Genomic DNA, 15,478 nt, shown 5'->3' on the forward strand with positions numbered 1-15,478 from the left:
GGGATGCACCCTTGCCGGCGCGGCGCTGGTCAAGATGGCGCGTTGGCGCTCGCTGCCGGTCGAGGTGCGGTGCTGCCTGTCGGTAGGCGCCGTGGCCTCGGGCGTGGCGGCGGGCGGCGCGTCTTTCGGCTCGGGATGCACCCTTGCCGGCGCGGCGCTGGTCAAGATGGCGCGTTGGCGCTCGCTGCCGGTCGAGGTGCGGTGCTGCCTGTCGGTAGGCGCCGTGGGCTCGGGCGTGGCGGCGGGCGGCGCGCGTGTTTCGGTTTGGGATGCGCCGTCGACGGCTGGGACGCGGCGTTGGTGGTCGCTGCGGGGCGCGGTGTGGCGTTGGCCGCATGTGCGGGTCGGGGCGCTTTGTTTCCGGTCGGCGCTCGCCGGGATGCTCCCCTGCCGGCCCTGGTTGTGTGCCTCGTAGGCTCGGGCGTTCGACACTGTATGAGGAGGTCGTCGTGTCCGATGAGACGTGGGGCTTTCCCGCCGTGGGGCGGCGGGTGTTGGTCAGTGGGGCCGCGCGGGGGCTGGGTCGGGCCGTCGCCCGGGCGTTCGCCGCACACGGGGACCGGGTGGTGGTGCACTACGGGTCGCGGCGGGACGAGGCCGAGGAGACGCTGGGCGGCCTGGTCGGTCGGGGACACGTACTGATCGGCGCGGACCTCGCCGAGCCGGACGCGGTCGAGCGGCTGGTGGCCGAGGCGGAGGAGGCCCTGGGCGGCATCGACGTACTGGTCAACAACGCCGCCGTCAACACCCCGCATCCGCCCGCCACGACCGACTACGCCGAGTGGGTGACCGCCTGGCAGCGGCACGTCGCGGTCAACCTCGTCGGCGCCGCCGGACTGAGCCACCTCGTCGCCCGGGGCATGATCGCGCGCGGCACCGGCGGCCGCATCGTCAACGTCGGCTCGCGCGGCGCGTTCCGGGGTGAGCCGGACCACCCCGCCTACGGCGCCACCAAGGCCGGACTGCACGCACTGGGCCAATCCCTGGCGGTGGCGCTCGCTCCGCACCGGATCGCGGTCGCCTCCGTAGCCCCGGGCTTCATCGACACCGACCGGGTGGCCCACCGCCTGTCCGGCGCCGAGGGTGCCGCCATCCGCGACCAGAGCCCGTTCGGCCGGGTCGCCGATCCGGCCGAAATCGCCGCCGCCGTCCTGTGGTTGACCTCCCCGGAGGCCGAATGGGCATCCGGCACGATCCTCGACCTCAACGGCGCCTCCCACCTGCGCACCTGAACCGACTCCGGATCGCGCGGCCCGGATCCCGGTGCCCGGGGACTCGCGTCCCGGAGAGTGGGCCCCGCCACGTCGGACACCGACGTCACCGCCGACGCGCCGGGCCGGATCCGCGAGACCCACACCGAGCCGGCGGGCGGGATCAAGGCGGTGTGGCCGGGCAAGCAGGTGGTCGTGGTGGATCCGGCCGAACAGCTGATGCCCGGCTTCCGGCCCGAGCCGCGCCGCGTACGCCCTGCGGCCCCGTCACCCCCGGGTGGGAGTGACGGGACCGTCCGGTGTACGCGCGTGCCGTGCGGCCGGCGCGGTCAGCGGCCCTGGAGGGCCTTGACGTTGTTGCCGAAAGTCCAGTTGCGCGAGCCGTCCCAGTTCAGCGACCAGGTCATCAGACCCTTGAGTGCGCCGCCGTACTTGTTCCACGCCTGGGAGACCAGGCCGGTCGACATGTAGCCGCCGCCCGCGCCCGGTTGCGCGGGAAGACCGGGGACCTGCTTGTCGTAGGGAACCTTGATCGTGGTGCCCTGGACGACCAGGCCACGGTTCAGGCAGTCGGTCTGCGCGGTGAAGCCGGCGACGGTGCCGGCGGAGTAGGAATCGCCGTTGCAGCCGTACATGTTGCCGTTGTAGTACTGCATGTTCAGCCACCACAACCGGCCGTTGTCCGCGTACTTCTTCACGATCGGCAGATACGCGCCCCAGATCGAGCCGTAGGTGACGCTACCGCCGGTGACGTAGGCCGTTTCGGGGGCCATCGTCAGCCCGAACTGCGGTGGCATCTGGGCCAGTACGCCGTCGATGATGTGCATCAGGTTGGCCTGCGAGGTGGACGGGGTGTTGATGTTGCCGCCGCCGACCAGGCCGGTCTCGATGTCGATGTCGATGCCGTCGAATTGGTACTTCTTCAGGATCGGCACCACGGTCGCGATGAACCGGTCCGCCACGGCACGGGAGTTGAGGTCGATGCCGGCTGCGGCGCCGCCGATGGACATCAGGATCGTGGCGCCGGCCGCCTTGGCCTGGCACATCTCGGCCGGGGTGGCCACCTTCACCGTGGAGTCCATGCCGTCCTCCCACAGGACGGTGCCGTCGCCGAGGATGACCGGGAACGCCGCGTTGAGCACGTTGTATCCGTGCGCGGCGATGCGCGCGTCGGTGATCGGGATCCAGCCGAGGGGTGGGTGTACGCCGTTGATCGCGCCGTCCCAGTTCTCCCAGTAGCCCTGGATCACCTTGCCCAAGGGCTTCGGCTTGCGCGGACAGAGATCGTCCGGCGGGTCGGCGGTGGTGGCGGTGGCCTTCGCCAGGTGCGGACGGCCGCTGCCCTGAATGCCGTCCGGGGTGGACGCGGCGACGGAGCCGCCCACCGCGAAGGCGACCGCCAGGGCGACCCCAAGCAGGCGTGAGGTCCTGCGCTTCATGCTCGATATCCTTCCGGCCGTTCGAGCGCGGCCGGGCACGGAAGGAACGTCCTGCGTGGCACGCCTACCTCCCGGGCGGGGACGGGCCCGGAAACTCACGTGGTGCAACACCAAAACGCTAAAGTGGTCCAGACCTCCAGGTCAACAGGTCCAGACCACAGTCAAACTCCGTCAAACAAACCGCACCGGGAACGTAGACCGCGGCGCGGACGCGGAACGCGGAGCCGACGCGCGAGGTGGGGTGCGGCGGGGTCAGTGGGGTGGGGTCGGGGGGTGGTAGATGGCGGTCAGCCAGATGTGGAGCAGCGTCGTTACCGCTTCCGGTTCGGATAGGGAGGGTTGGTCGGCGGCGAGCGTGGCCAGTAGGACTCGTTCGTTCATCGAGGTGAGTGCGATGGCCAGGTCGCGGGCCGGGGGGCCTTCGGGGGCGGCGCCTCGGGTGCGTTCGGCGGTGATGGCCGCCGTGGCCCGGCGGATCCAGTTCTCCATGACGCGGGCCCACAACTCCTGTACCTCGCGGTTGGTGCCGTGGGCTCGGGCCGCGGCCAGGGTGACCGCGCGGTGGGCCCGAAACGTCGCGAAGAAGGCGTCGATCGCCGATCGCCAATGGGCCGTCGGGTCCGCCGGCAGGTCTTCGAGCATGCCCTCCGAGCCGGCGTCGGCCTCGGCCACCACCCGGTCGATCAGGCTGAGCAGGACCGCCTCCTTGGAGGCGAAGTAGAAGTAGAAGGTGGGTCGCGAGATGCCCGCCCCGCGGGCCAGGTCGTCGATGGAGATCTCGTCCAGACCGCGCCCGCCGAGCAGTCGCTCCGCGGTGGCCAGGATGGCCCGCTCCCGATCGTCGCCCGAGGGACGCGAGTCGCGCCGACCCCGACGCGGGCGGATGCTGTCCTTGGCGGGGGTCTCGGTCACCCCCGAACCCTATCGCCCGTCGAACGTCTCGACACTGTGTTGACTGGCTCGACGCCGCGTCGATACCGTTGCCTACGCTACCGCCCGGTAGCCGTGCGCCGCACCGGCGTTCGCTCGGGTGTCGCACCCGTCGCCCACTGTCGGGCGCCCCTCGCGGAATGGGGAACGGCATGGCCAGGGAACACGTCGACGTACTGATCGTCGGGGCGGGCCTGTCCGGCATCGGCGCCGCCTGCCACCTGCGCCGACACTCCCCGGGCAAGTCCGTATCGATCCTGGAGGGCCGCGACGCGATCGGCGGCACGTGGGACATCTTCCGCTACCCCGGGATCCGTTCCGACTCGGACATGCACACCCTCGGCTACTCCTTCCGGCCGTGGACCGCGCACAAGGCGATCGCCGACGGCGCGGCGATCCGCGACTACATCCGCGACACGGCGCGCGAACACGGCGTGGATCGGCTGGTGCGCTTCGGGCATCGGGTGCTGGGCGCGGAGTGGTCGAGCGACCAGGCCCGGTGGACAGTGCGCGCCGCCCGGCGGCCGGTCGCACCCCCGACGCAGGCGCCCTCGGCGACGCCATCGCCGGACCCCGCCGACGAGGCCGCATCCGCACCGGGCGACGAGGCACGTCCCACCGAAGTCGTCGAGTTGACCTGCTCGTTCCTGTTCGTGTGCACCGGCTACTACCGCTACGACCAGGGCTACACCCCCGACTTCCCCGGCATCGAGAACTTCGCCGGACCCGTCGTCCACCCCCAGGCGTGGCCCGAGGACCTGGATTACACCGACAAGCGCGTGGTGGTCATCGGCAGCGGCGCCACCGCCGTCACCCTGGTCCCCTCGATGGCCGACACCGCCGCGCACGTGACCATGCTCCAGCGCTCGCCCACCTACGTGATGGCGCTGCCCGCACGCGACGCAGTGGGCCGACGGCTGCGTCGAGTGTTGCCGAACCGCGTCGCGCTGCCGCTGATCCGGGCCAAGAACATCGGCCTCACCATGCTCGCGTTCCACCTCTCGCGCGGCGCGCCGAGGCTGATGAAGTCCGTGCTGCGCAGGGGCGCCATCCGGCAACTGCCCGAGGGCTACGACGTGGACACCCACTTCGCGCCCCGCTACGACCCGTGGGACCAGCGCATGTGCTTCGTGCCCGACGGCGACCTGTTCGCCGCACTGCGCGGCGGCCGGGCGTCGATCGTCACCGACACCATCGCCGGTTTCACCGGGACCGGACTGCGTCTGGACTCGGGCGCCGAACTGTCCGCCGATATCGTGGTCACCGCGACCGGCCTGAACATGCTGGCCATCGGCGGTATGACGTTGACCGTCGACGGGACCGCGATCGAACTGTCCGAGACGGTCGCCTACGAGGGCATGATGCTCTCCGGCGTGCCCAACTTCGCCCTGACCCTCGGCTACACCAACGCCTCGTGGACGCTCAAGTGCGACCTGGTCAGCCGCTACGTATGCCGGCTGCTCAACCACATGGACGCGCACGGCTACCAGGTGTGCGTGCCACAGGCTCCGCCCGCCGACACGCCGCTCGCACTGTTGTTCGATCTGAAGTCCGGCTATGTACTGCGCGGCACCGCGACGTTTCCCAGGCAGGGCCCGACCACGCCGTGGCGGCTGCACCAGAACTACCCGCGCGACGTACTGCTGCTCAGGCACGGTTCGCTCCGGGACCGGGGGATACGCTTCGGCCGCGCCACCGCCCGGCCCCGCCCGGCCGAGATCACCACGCCCCGCTGAACGTCCCCCGCACGGCGGGCGGTTTCGGGACCGGTACGGGAGAACCGACCCCGGAAACGGGTCGTTCGCTCAGCCGTTCGCCGGCCGCACGGCACCCGGTCCGGGATCCTCGCACGGATCCTCCCGGATCGTGTCGATCGGCACAGGCCTCGCCGCCGTGACGCGGCTCGCGCGCCGGATGTGACCGATCGGCGCGAGAACCCTCCGACCCGACTCGTGCTCGCCCCGGGCCCGTGGGCGGCCCGGCGGCGAGTGTTTGGGGTGTGTGCGCTCAGCCGCGCGGTGTGCTGCGGCTCGCGCGCCGCAGGATCCACGGGACGGTCAGGTGGTGGATCGGCGCGATCGCGCCCCACACCACACGGCCGACGCGCCGCTCGTGGCGCACCCGGGTGATCCACACGACGGCGTCGTCCCGGACAAGCAGCGTGTTGTGCGCCGTGACCAGGCGCGAACTCGCCGTCACGGTGCACGAGTCGGCGTCGGACGTCGCGATCGACCAGCCCAGCACGTGCGTCGGCGACGGTCGCGGTCCCAGCCGCAACCCGAGCACGAGGGTCCATCCGATCAGCAACATCCCGCGAAACACGGCCGGCGACCCCTCGAACGCCGCCCGGGCCCACTGCTCGGGGGTACGCGCGCGAGCCGTCGCCGTCCCGAGCTCGAACGCCGAGGCGTATTCGGCCCCCGGCAACTCCGCGCCGGGCGCCGCCACGTCCGGCACCACGATCCGCCGCACCCGCGCGCCACCCACGAAGCATCCTCCCGATACCGACATGCCGATCCGATCGATCCTAGGGCGTGCCCGACCCGGATCCGGCGCGGCCCGCCGTTCATTCGCCCTCGTCACACCTCTTCTCCCGGGCGGGTGCTCGCTTATCGTGGGTTTCATGGACAGTCTGTCGGAGCCCATCGCCGAGAATGTCGATCCGCTGCGCGCGCTCACGTTGGAGACGCTGCGTCGGCGCACCAGCATGAAGTGGCACGCCTACCCGGAGGATGTACTTCCGCTGTGGGTGGCCGAGTTGGACGTCCCCCTGGCCGAGCCGATCATCCAGGCCGTGACCGACGCCGTCCGGCTCGGCGACACGGGGTATGCGGCCGGCACCGAATACGCCACCGCCCTGGCCGGCTTCGCCGCCAAGCGGTGGGGCTGGCACTCGCTCGCGGTCGAGCGTACGGCGATCGTGCCGGACGTGATGCAGGGCGTCGTCGAGATGCTCAAACTGGTCACCGGTCCGGGTGATCGGGTCGTGGTCAACTCGCCCGTGTATCCACCGTTCTACATGTTCCTGAAGAACATGGACCGACAGGCGGTGGAGGCCCCGCTCGGCGCGGACCACCGGATCGATCTCGACGTACTGGCCGACACCTTCCGTACCGCGACGGCCGCCGGCGGACGGGTCGCCTATCTGCTGTGCAGCCCGCACAACCCGACCGGAACGGTGCACACCGAGGCGGAACTGGCCGCCGTGGCCCGGCTGTCCGCCGAGCACGGGGTGCGCGTCGTGGCGGACGAGATCCACGCGCCGCTGGCGCCACCGGACCGGTACGTGCCGTACCTGAGCGTCCCGGGCAGCGCCGACGGCCTGTCTCTGATGTCCGCGTCCAAGGGTTGGAACCTGGCCGGGCTCAAGGCAGCGCTCGCCATCGCCGGCCCGGCCGCCGCCGAGGAACTGGCCGCGCTGCCCGAGGAGGTGAGCCACGGCCCCAGCCACGTCGGCGTGATCGCGCACACCGCCGCGCTGCGCGACGGTGTCGGCTGGCTGGACGCCCTCCTGGCCGGACTCGCGGCGAACCGGCGGCTCCTGGCGGACCTGCTCGCCGAACACCTGCCGGCCGTGCGCTACACCCCCGCCGAGAGCACCTACCTGGCCTGGCTCGACTGCCGCGAACTCGGCCTGGGCGACCACCCGGCGGCGTACTTCCTCGACCGGGCCAAAGTCGCGCTGACCTGCGGCGTCGACTTCGGCACCGGCGGCGCGGGACACGCCCGGCTCAACCTGGGCACGCACCCGGACATCATTACCGACGCGATCCGCCGGATGGCCGCCGCGCTCTGACCACCACGCCCACCGCCGGGACGGCCGATCCGCGCGGACGCGGCCCTCCCGGCGGGCGCTCAGTCCGCCCGGTTCGGGCCGGCCAGATACTCCAGCGCGTGCAGCAGGTACGCGGCGGAGGGGTCGGTACGGTCGGTGCGCAGCGCCCACAGCGTGACCTCGGTCGGGAACTGTACGTCGGCGAACGCGATCACCACCCCGCTGCCGTCCAGGAACAGCCGACTGCGGGCGCTGCCGAGGTCGATCCAGGTCTCGGCGACCGCGAGGGCCGCGGCCTCGTCCGCGCAGGGCAGGTAGGCGAAGCGGCCGTCCACCAGGTCGGGCGGCAGGATCCGGGCGGCGCGGCGTACCCGGGCGAGGTGGGTCTCGAAGGCGTCCGTATGCTCCCGAGCGGTCCAGGGCAGCCGCGAACGCCACAGCAGGCAGGTGCACCACGCGGTCACCAATGCCGCGTCCGGGTCGACGGCGGACACCGCGTCGGGGCGGCCGGCGGCGTCGGGGTGCGGGCCGGTGCGCATCAGGTGTCCGGCCGCGACCCGCTCGACCACGGCGTCGGGCTGTTCCTCGCTCAACGATCCGATCCCGTTCTCGATACACACGCGCCGGAGTCGCCGACGCCCGTCAGGTCACGCTGCACAGCACGGTAGACCACCGGGGCCACCGGACCACCCACGCCCCTCCGGGGCGGGTGGGCGGGTGCGGAGCGGCTTGGGCTCCGGCCTGCTCAGCGTCCGGCTCAGGCCGGTGCGCCGACCACCCGATCGGCGGTCGACCGGCCGTGCGGGTGATGGCGGGGGCGGCCGAAGTCGACGGACATACAGCTTGGTTCGTCCGGGTGGGACCGGGCTCCCACCGGGGCGCGCCAGAGGATCTCGACCATGATCCCGTCCGGGTCGCGACCATGGACGGAAAAGCGCATGCCCTGGTCCACGCCGCCGAGCGCGTCGGCCGCGGCCAACCGGCGGTGAGCGCGTCGGAGGTCGGCGATCGTGTCGACCTCGAAGGCGACGTGGTACGGCCCTCGGCCGACGACCGCTCCCGGGCCGGTGTTGGCGATCAGGCCCAGATCGTGGCGGATATTCGACTCCGGCGCGGAACGCAGCAGGGCCATGGCCGGCCAGTGCGCGGTGGCGGGCAGGCGGCTGACCACCTCCAGGCCCACGACATCACGGTAGAACCGGGTGGAGCGATCGAGGTCGCGGACGGACATGACGACGTGGTTGATCCGACGGATCGTCACCGTGCCTCCCTGGGTGACTTGTTCGAGGCGAGCCGCACGCAACGGGGAGTGCGACGCGGGTCGTTCGACGTGGACCGCGCGACGGGGGACGCGCGTTCGGCGCAGGGGTGTGCGTTCGGCGAAGCGGAGTCGAGCGAACTCCGCCCACAGCGTAGAGTAGTCACAACGTGACCGACGGGTCACGTGTCGGATTCGAAAGCTCGCAAACACCACTGATGCAACAACTGTCACATCGGCACCCCAACCAGACTTCGGGGCGGGGTGTTTGGCGCGTTTCAATCTGCCGGCACCGCCTTCCGCTCTCCTAGGGTGACTCTCTGGATGGGCAGTACAACCATCTCCCCCGCCCATTCGTCGCCCGACCGACATCGACCCTCCGGCCACACCGGATCCCGATGTCGACCCGCGCCGGGAGAGCGCTCCACAAGAGCCCCAGGGCCTTCGGAACCCGGACGGGCCACCTCACCCGGGGTACGTCCGGGCAGTGCCGACAGTTTCCACATAGGAAAGGTTCGGTCCCTTGCAGCAGGTGAACATGGACGATCACACCGTGTCGTTCGGCGCCGCCCTGCGCCATCATCGTCGACAACAGGGCCTGTCTCTGCGGCAGTTGGCCGGGCTCGTGGCCTACAGTCCGGGCTGGCTGAGCAAGATAGAGAACGGCATGTCGACACCGACCATGCAGTTGGCCCGATTGTGCGACCGTGAGCTGGCCGCCGAGGGTGTACTGGCCGCGTTGGCCGGCTCCGCGGCCGACGACCTCCCGCCCCGCTTGCGTCCGGCCCAACTCCCGCCCTCGACCGCTGGATTCGTCGGTCGTGAACGCGAACTCCGGGATCTCGACGCGCTCCTGGCACACAGCACGGAGACCGGGCTGCCGTTGACGGTCGCCATCGACGGGCCGGCCGGCGTGGGCAAGAGCGCGCTGATGATCCGCTGGGCCGGACAGGTCTCCGAGTCGTTTCCCGGCGGCGTGCTCTACCGCGACCTGCGCGGCTCCTCCCCCGATGCCGAACCGGTGCGTCCGACCGAGGTGTTGGCCGACTTCCTGATCGCGCTGCGGGTGTGTCCGCCCGCCGTCCCGGCCGACCTGGAACAGCGCGCCGCGATGTTCCGCAGCCTGCTGGCCGGTCTGCGCATGCTGGTGATCCTGGACAACGCGGCGGACTCCCGGCAGGTCACGCCCCTGCTGCCGGGAACCGCCGGTTGTGCCGCCGTGGTGACCAGTCGCCGCCGACTGACCGGGATCGCGGTGCGCGCCGGCGCGTCCAAGATCCCGCTCGGACCGATGTCGCCGGCCGAGTCGGTGGCGCTGCTGTGCGCGGTGGTCGGCCCCGATCGGGTGCTCGCCGAGGCGGACGCCGCCCGGAAGCTGGCCCGACACTGTGCCCATCTGCCGCTGGCCCTGCGAATCGCCGCCGAACGCCTGGCCACCCGACCGCACCGCTCGCTCGCGCTGCTCGCCGAGGAACTCGACGACGAGAAAAGCCGGTTGGACCTGCTGGCCGATGCCGACGACCCGCATCTCGCGCTGCGCTCCGCGTTCTTCGGGTCCTATCGCGACCTCGACCCGGAGGCCGCTCGGGCCTTTCGCCTGCTCGGCCTGCATCCGGACGGGCGCCTGGAGGCGTCCGTCGCCGCCGGGTTGATCGGCCGCCCGCTCGGACACACCCGCCGACTGCTGGAAAGCCTGGTCAGCGTGCACCTGTTGGAGGAGACCGGCCCGGACCGGTACCGCCTCGCCACCCTGCTGCGCGCGTACGCGGCCGAACGCGCCGGCGACGAGGAGGCCCGGGTCGGCGCCGACGACCCCGGGCCGACCGCCCGCTGACGGACCCGACGGCGCCGGGCCGGCCCTGCTCACCCGGCGCCCTCGGTCAACAACGCCACCAGGCGCGGCACGGTGGCGTGCCGGTAGAACTGCCGCACCGTGATCCGCGGCAGACCGGCCGCCCGCAACTCGGCGAGCAGTCGGGTCGCCAACAGCGAGTTGCCGCCGACCTCGAAGAAGCCCTCGTCCGGCCCGGCGTCGGAACCCAACACCCGCCGCCAGATCGCCCACACCGTCGCGGCCGTCGCGGACTCGGCGGGCGTACCGGATCCGGCGGGTGTATCGGCCGCCATCGGGCCCGGACCGGTCGAGGCCGGCACCGCGTCTTCGTCCGAAGCGGACAGTGCGGCGAGCCGGTCGGTGTCGACCTTCCCGTTGACCGTCAGCGGCAGGGCCGGCACCACGACCGCCCGGCCCGGCACCATGTACTCGGGCAACACCGCCCGCGCCGCGCGCAACACCTGCGCCGGGTCGCCGCCGTCGACCAGCACCAGATACGCGTCGATCCGGGCCTCCGCGCCGTCGCCGGGGCTCGCCCCGCGGACCACCGCCGCCGCCTCGATCACGCTCGCGTGTTCCAGCAACACCGTTTCGATCTCACCCAGTTCGATGCGGTAGCCGCGCAGCTTCACCTGGGTGTCCAGGCGGCCCAGATGATCGATCCGGCCGTCCACGCGCAGCCGCCCGCGATCGCCGCTGCGGTAGACCCGCTGCCCGGTGTGCGGATCCAGCACGAATCGTTCGGCCGTCTGCTCGGGGCGGCCCAGGTAGCCGATGGCCACGCCGGCCCCGCCCACCCACAACTCGCCCGCCACCCCGGGCGGCAGCACCCGTCCCCTCGCGTCGCGCACCGACACCCACCAGCCCGGCAGCGGCGCGCCCACGGACCGCGCCTCGTTGGCCGCCCGGGTCGGGGTCAGCGGCTGGGCGGTGACGTGCACGGTCGTCTCGGTGATGCCGTACATGTTCACCAATCGGCATTCCGAGTACGAGTGCCGCTCGAACCAGGGACGCACCATCGGTGGGTGCAGCGGCTCGCCGCCGAAGACCACCAGGCGCAGCGCCAGGTCCTCGGCCCGTCTGCGGTCCACCTCGACGAGTTGGGCGAAGGCCGACGGCGTCTGGTTGAGCACGGTCACACGCCGCTCGACCAGCAGGTCGTAGAAGTCCTCGACCGAGCGGGCCGTCCAGTAGGAGACCACCACGAGGTGGCCGCCGCCGAGCAGACAGCCCCAGATCTCCCAGACCGAGAAGTCGAAGGCGGTGGAGTGGAACAGGGTCCAGACGTCGTCGACTCCCGGGGCGAGCAGGTCGCGGGTCGCGTCGAGCAGCGCGAGAACGTTGCCGTGCGGCACCTCGACGCCCTTCGGGCGTCCGGTGGAGCCGGAGGTGTAGATCACGTAGGCGGGATGCGCCGCGCCGACGGCGGGTGGGGTGAACTCGGGGTGCTCCGTCGCGCGTTGGCGGATCGTCGCGGGGTCGAGGACGGTGACGGTCCGGTCGGTCTCATCGGTCTCGTCGGTCTCGTCGGTCTCGTCGGTCTGGTCGGTCGGGAAGGTCTTCGGGTCGCCGATCACCAGGCGCAGGCCGGCGTCCGTCGCGGTGTGCCGTAGTCGTGCGTGTGGATGGCGTACGTCGAGCGGCACATAGGTGCAGCCGGCGGTGAGTACGGCCAGGAGGACCACCACGGTCTCGGCATCCGGCTCCAGGAACACGCCCACGCGGTCGCCGGGTTCGGCGCCGGCTGCTCGGAGGCCGCGGGCCGTCAGGGCGGCGCGGGCGGCCAACTCCCGGTAGGTGTACGTGCCGTCGTCGTCGGAGAGGGCGATCGCATCGGGTCGGGCGGCGGCCGTCGCGGCGAAGCGGGCGTGGATCGTGTCCGCCCGGTCGGGGGCGGGGTCGAGCCGCCGGTCCACGCCGCCCAGGCGCAGCGTGTCCCGGGTCTCGGCCGGGCTCAGCCAGGTGATCGTGGCCAGTGGCGCGGTGTCGGCGGCGGCGTGCAACTCGCTGACGACACGCGCGATGTGCCGGCAGATCCGCTCGGCGACCGAGGCGTCGACCAGTCCGGCGTCGTGTCGGCAGGTCAGCGTCGGGGTGCCGGCCGGGTCCGCCGCGGCGTAGAGCGTGAGCGGCACGATCGGGGCCAGGGACGGGCGGTAGTCGGCCCACCCGTCCGCGCCGTCGGCGGCGGTGATCAGTACCGTCCGCGGCGCGGTGCCCGGTTCCGCGGGCGCGACCGCGATCGACGCGGCGGCGGGGCAACTCGCCGCGATCAGATGCAGGTAGCGGCCGACCGTGTCGTCCTCGTCCACCCGCACGTCGTGCACATGCGACCCCAGTCGGCGGCATCGGCCGTACGGCGTCGCGGCGGCCACGGTCTCGGCGGCGACGTCCAGAACGGCGAAGCGCTGCCACGGCTCGCCCGCGTGCCGGGACGACACGAGCGCCACTGCCGCCGGAAGCAGCCGCTCGTACAGCCCGGGCAGCGCGGGCAGCGGCACCGACGCCCACCCGATCCGCCCGACCTCGCTCGGCTCCCCCAGCGCCCAGACGGGCGCGGCCTCGGGGCGGTTCGCCCGGAACTCCGGCAGTTCGGTGGCGAGCGTCGGCACAGAGGGTACGGTCACCGGGTCGGCCGGGATCGGGCCGCCGCACAACACCGCGGCCAGCCGGTGCAGCCCGTGGGGCGACACGGCCGCCCGCTGCGCGACCAGGACGAGGTCGGCGACGCCGTCGGCATACCCCAGCACCAACACCCGCAGCGACCCGGCAGCCGGATGCACCGGCCGCTCGGCCTCACGCTCCCGCCGCCGTCGGGCGAGCGGATGATCCGAGCCCACGGCCAACACCTGCCGCCACGCGACCCCGAACGTTACTCCCGGCCAAGCCTCGGCAACGCGCCGCAACCCGAGGCGCACGGTCTCCTCATCCACCCCCACCGGTAACCGCCGCACAAGACTGTGACAGTCCCGCCCCAGCTGCAATTCCCGCACAGAACGCCCCCGGCGGCGACCGGTCGACACCAAAACGCCGGTCTCGCGCTGCACTTCCGACGTATCAACCCCGCCGAACGCCACCCCGCCGGCAGGACCGGAAGCCACCCCCATGGGGCTTGAACCGGGAGTCACGTCGACAACAGCGGACGCGGTCGCCACGCCCAAGGCAGTCGAACCGGCAGCCGAGCCAGGGGCGGCCGACACAACGGCGCCATCCCCGACCGTGGACCCGGAAGCCGCATCGACGGCCCCTGACCCGATGCCCGTGTCCGACGCCATCGACCCGGCGCCCGCGCCCGCGCCCGCCGTAGCCGTTCCCGCCACGGCCATCCTCGGCTTGGGGCGAAAGCCGCCCACACTGCCCACACCGCCCGCGTCGCCCGCCGCGTTCGTGTTCGTCGCCTCGCTCTTTCGCATCCGAGCCTCGTTCTTCATCGGACCGTGAACCCCCCGTCCACCGCGAGCAGGCTCCCCGTGACCTGGCGGGCCTCGTCGCCGGCCAGCCACAGGGCCGCGCCGGCCACATCGGCCGGTTCGACGAGGGAGTTGGTCGGTTGGGCCTGGACGAAGGCCGCCTCGTGTTCGTCGGCCGGGACGTCCAGGGAGCGGGCGATCTCGCCGAGCATGCGGCCCTCCAGGAGCGGGTCGTCGCGTACCGACCCCGGGCACAGCGCGTTGACCCGCACCCCGTAGGGCGCGTAGTCGAGCGCCGCCGCGCGGGTGAGGCCGATCAGGCCGTGCTTGGCCGCGACGTAGGCGGCGAAGTTGCGGTAGCCGACCATGCCGGCGGTCGAGGAGACGTTCACGATGCTGCCGCCGCGCTGTTCGACCATCACCGGCGCCACCGCCTTCATCAGCCGCCACGCGCCGCTCAGGTCGACGTCGAGCATCAACTGCCACTCGTCCTCGCGGATTTCGTGGATTGGCTTGCCGGAGGGCGCGGCGATACCCGCGTTGTTGAGCAGCACATCGATGCCGCCGAACCGGTCCAGGGCCAGGTCGATCGCCCGGTCCACCGTCGACGCGTCGGTGATGTCCGCGACCGAGGTGACCACCTCGACACCGAACTCCGAGCACTGGCGGGCGGTTTCCGCCAGTTGGGCGGGAGAGGCCAGCGGATACGGCACACCGGGGTGGTCCGAGGCGACGTCGAGCAACAACAGGTCGGCGCCCGCCTCCGCATAGCGCACCGCGCAGGCCCGACCCAGCCCCCGACCCGCCCCGGTGATCACGGCGGTCCTGTCCGCGAGTCGCGGTGCGCCGTCCTCGTGCCGGCCCCGGATCGGTGCCGCGCTCATCGGCTCGGACCCACCGGTTGGCCCACCGTGGCCGCGATCAACCGCAGCAGCGCGTCGGCCTGTTCGGTGGGATACATGTGTCCGCCCGGGAGTTCGGCGGTGAGCAGCGGCGCGGTGGTGACCGCCTGCCACTGCCCGACCTCTCGCGCCGAGACCATGTCGTCCGCACTGCCGCGCACGGTGAGGATGGGTGCCGGCAGCGGCCTGTCGACGGTCGGCCGGTAGCCCTCGTGCATCTCGGCGTCCGCGCGCAGCACGGGCAGCAGCAGTTCGCGGAACTCCGGGTCGTCCAGCGCGGCCGGTCGATATCCGACGAACTCGGCGATCCCGTCCAGGAATTGTTCGTCGGACAGGCCGGTGACCTGCCGCCGGCGCGATTGGTGCGGGCCGTGCGAGCCGCTGACCACCAGGACCGCGACGCGGATGTCGGCGGTGTCGATCAGGCGATGCGCCAACTCGTATCCCAGGAAGGCGCCCATGCTGTGTCCGAACACGGCGATCTCGGTACGACCCCGCAGCGCGGCCAGCACGCGCGGGGCGAGTTCGTCGATCGCGGCGCCGATGTCCCGGTGCGGCGCGTCGTCGATCAGCTCCTCTCGGCCCGGCAGTTGCACCGGCACGATGCTCAGGCCGTGCCCTTCGCGCCCCCACCAGGTACGGAAGATCGAGGCGCCGGCACCGGCGAAGGGCAGGCACACCAGCGGCAGGGGTTTCATCTCGGCTCCGTTTCGCATCCG

13 protein-coding genes and 1 pseudogene are annotated in these 15,478 nt (G+C 72.1%); 6 read left to right on the forward strand and 8 right to left on the reverse strand.

Going from position 1 to position 15,478, the window contains the following annotated elements; genetic code table 11:
- A pseudogene (locus tag ACFRCG_RS17790) lies at positions 1-415 on the forward strand (hypothetical protein); the annotation flags it as partial.
- A gap of 34 nt (positions 416-449) precedes the next feature.
- On the forward strand, positions 450-1,232 hold the full coding sequence (locus tag ACFRCG_RS17795) for an SDR family NAD(P)-dependent oxidoreductase (protein WP_380032494.1): 783 nt from the start codon (positions 450-452) through the stop codon (positions 1,230-1,232).
- A 308-nt stretch (positions 1,233-1,540) separates the two neighbouring features.
- On the opposite strand, the gene ACFRCG_RS17800 is transcribed toward ACFRCG_RS17795, so the two are convergent.
- Entirely contained in the window at positions 1,541-2,650 is a 1,110-nt protein-coding gene (locus tag ACFRCG_RS17800; RefSeq protein ID WP_380032496.1) for a chitinase, read from the reverse strand.
- Between the two features lie 252 nt (positions 2,651-2,902).
- Complete coding sequence (locus ACFRCG_RS17805; RefSeq protein WP_380032498.1) at positions 2,903-3,562, reverse strand: TetR/AcrR family transcriptional regulator; 660 nt, start codon at positions 3,560-3,562, stop codon at positions 2,903-2,905.
- A gap of 170 nt (positions 3,563-3,732) precedes the next feature.
- Here ACFRCG_RS17805 and ACFRCG_RS17810 point away from each other — a divergent pair, with 170 nt between their 5' ends.
- Positions 3,733-5,316, forward strand: coding sequence for a flavin-containing monooxygenase (locus tag ACFRCG_RS17810; RefSeq protein WP_380032499.1), 1,584 nt, complete (start codon positions 3,733-3,735; stop codon positions 5,314-5,316).
- Positions 5,317-5,587: 271 nt separating this feature from the next.
- Here the strand turns inward: ACFRCG_RS17810 and ACFRCG_RS17815 are convergent, their stop codons facing one another.
- On the reverse strand, positions 5,588-6,067 hold the full coding sequence (locus tag ACFRCG_RS17815) for a DUF2867 domain-containing protein (RefSeq protein WP_380032501.1): 480 nt from the start codon (positions 6,065-6,067) through the stop codon (positions 5,588-5,590).
- Between the two features lie 136 nt (positions 6,068-6,203).
- On the opposite strand from ACFRCG_RS17815, the gene ACFRCG_RS17820 reads away from it, so the two are divergent.
- Positions 6,204-7,376: a MalY/PatB family protein gene (locus ACFRCG_RS17820; RefSeq protein WP_380032503.1), complete on the forward strand. Its 1,173-nt coding sequence runs from the start codon at positions 6,204-6,206 to the stop codon at positions 7,374-7,376.
- A 59-nt stretch (positions 7,377-7,435) separates the two neighbouring features.
- Here ACFRCG_RS17820 and ACFRCG_RS17825 read toward each other — a convergent pair whose 3' ends face one another.
- Together ACFRCG_RS17825 and ACFRCG_RS17830 are read right to left on the reverse strand one after the other, a co-directional pair.
- Positions 7,436-7,948: a hypothetical protein gene (locus tag ACFRCG_RS17825; protein WP_380032505.1), complete on the reverse strand. Its 513-nt coding sequence runs from the start codon at positions 7,946-7,948 to the stop codon at positions 7,436-7,438.
- 164 nt (positions 7,949-8,112) lie between these two features.
- Complete coding sequence (locus tag ACFRCG_RS17830) at positions 8,113-8,616, reverse strand: VOC family protein (RefSeq protein WP_380032507.1); 504 nt, start codon at positions 8,614-8,616, stop codon at positions 8,113-8,115.
- 529 nt (positions 8,617-9,145) lie between these two features.
- On the opposite strand from ACFRCG_RS17830, the gene ACFRCG_RS17835 reads away from it, so the two are divergent.
- Positions 9,146-10,447 (forward strand): helix-turn-helix domain-containing protein, encoded by a 1,302-nt coding sequence (locus tag ACFRCG_RS17835; protein WP_380032648.1) that lies wholly within the window; start codon positions 9,146-9,148, stop codon positions 10,445-10,447.
- Between the two features lie 29 nt (positions 10,448-10,476).
- Here the strand turns inward: ACFRCG_RS17835 and ACFRCG_RS17840 are convergent, their stop codons facing one another.
- Positions 10,477-13,287 carry a non-ribosomal peptide synthetase gene (locus tag ACFRCG_RS17840; RefSeq protein WP_380032509.1) on the reverse strand — a complete coding sequence of 937 codons (2,811 nt, stop codon included), beginning with the start codon at positions 13,285-13,287 and terminating at the stop codon, positions 10,477-10,479.
- Positions 13,288-13,702: 415 nt separating this feature from the next.
- Between ACFRCG_RS17840 and ACFRCG_RS17845 the strand changes: the two genes are divergently transcribed.
- Complete coding sequence (locus tag ACFRCG_RS17845) at positions 13,703-13,888, forward strand: hypothetical protein (protein WP_380032511.1); 186 nt, start codon at positions 13,703-13,705, stop codon at positions 13,886-13,888.
- On the opposite strand, the gene ACFRCG_RS17850 is transcribed toward ACFRCG_RS17845, so the two are convergent.
- Positions 13,875-14,741, reverse strand: a complete 867-nt coding sequence (locus ACFRCG_RS17850) for an SDR family oxidoreductase (RefSeq protein WP_380032513.1) — start codon at positions 14,739-14,741, stop codon at positions 13,875-13,877. The genes ACFRCG_RS17845 and ACFRCG_RS17850 overlap by 14 nt on opposite strands.
- Positions 14,738-15,457 (reverse strand): thioesterase II family protein, encoded by a 720-nt coding sequence (locus tag ACFRCG_RS17855; protein WP_380032514.1) that lies wholly within the window; start codon positions 15,455-15,457, stop codon positions 14,738-14,740. Before ACFRCG_RS17855 ends, ACFRCG_RS17850 begins: the two co-directional genes overlap by 4 nt.
- Positions 15,458-15,478: the final 21 nt, after the last annotated feature.

It is taken from the genome of Embleya sp. NPDC056575, assembly GCF_042793325.1.
GTDB lineage: Bacteria > Actinomycetota > Actinomycetes > Streptomycetales > Streptomycetaceae > Embleya.

What these genes read in the sequence shown, in the direction of transcription:
- ACFRCG_RS17820 (WP_380032503.1), top strand. Translation starts at nt 6,204, where the DNA reads ATGGACAGTCTGTCGGAGCCCATCGCCGAGAATGTCGATCCGCTGCGC.
- ACFRCG_RS17845 (WP_380032511.1), top strand. Translation starts at nt 13,703, where the DNA reads ATGCCCGTGTCCGACGCCATCGACCCGGCGCCCGCGCCCGCGCCCGCC.
- ACFRCG_RS17850 (WP_380032513.1), bottom strand. Translation starts at nt 14,741, where the DNA reads ATGAGCGCGGCACCGATCCGGGGCCGGCACGAGGACGGCGCACCGCGA.
- ACFRCG_RS17855 (WP_380032514.1), bottom strand. Translation starts at nt 15,457, where the DNA reads ATGAAACCCCTGCCGCTGGTGTGCCTGCCCTTCGCCGGTGCCGGCGCC.
- ACFRCG_RS17800 (WP_380032496.1), bottom strand. Translation starts at nt 2,650, where the DNA reads ATGAAGCGCAGGACCTCACGCCTGCTTGGGGTCGCCCTGGCGGTCGCC.
- ACFRCG_RS17810 (WP_380032499.1), top strand. Translation starts at nt 3,733, where the DNA reads ATGGCCAGGGAACACGTCGACGTACTGATCGTCGGGGCGGGCCTGTCC.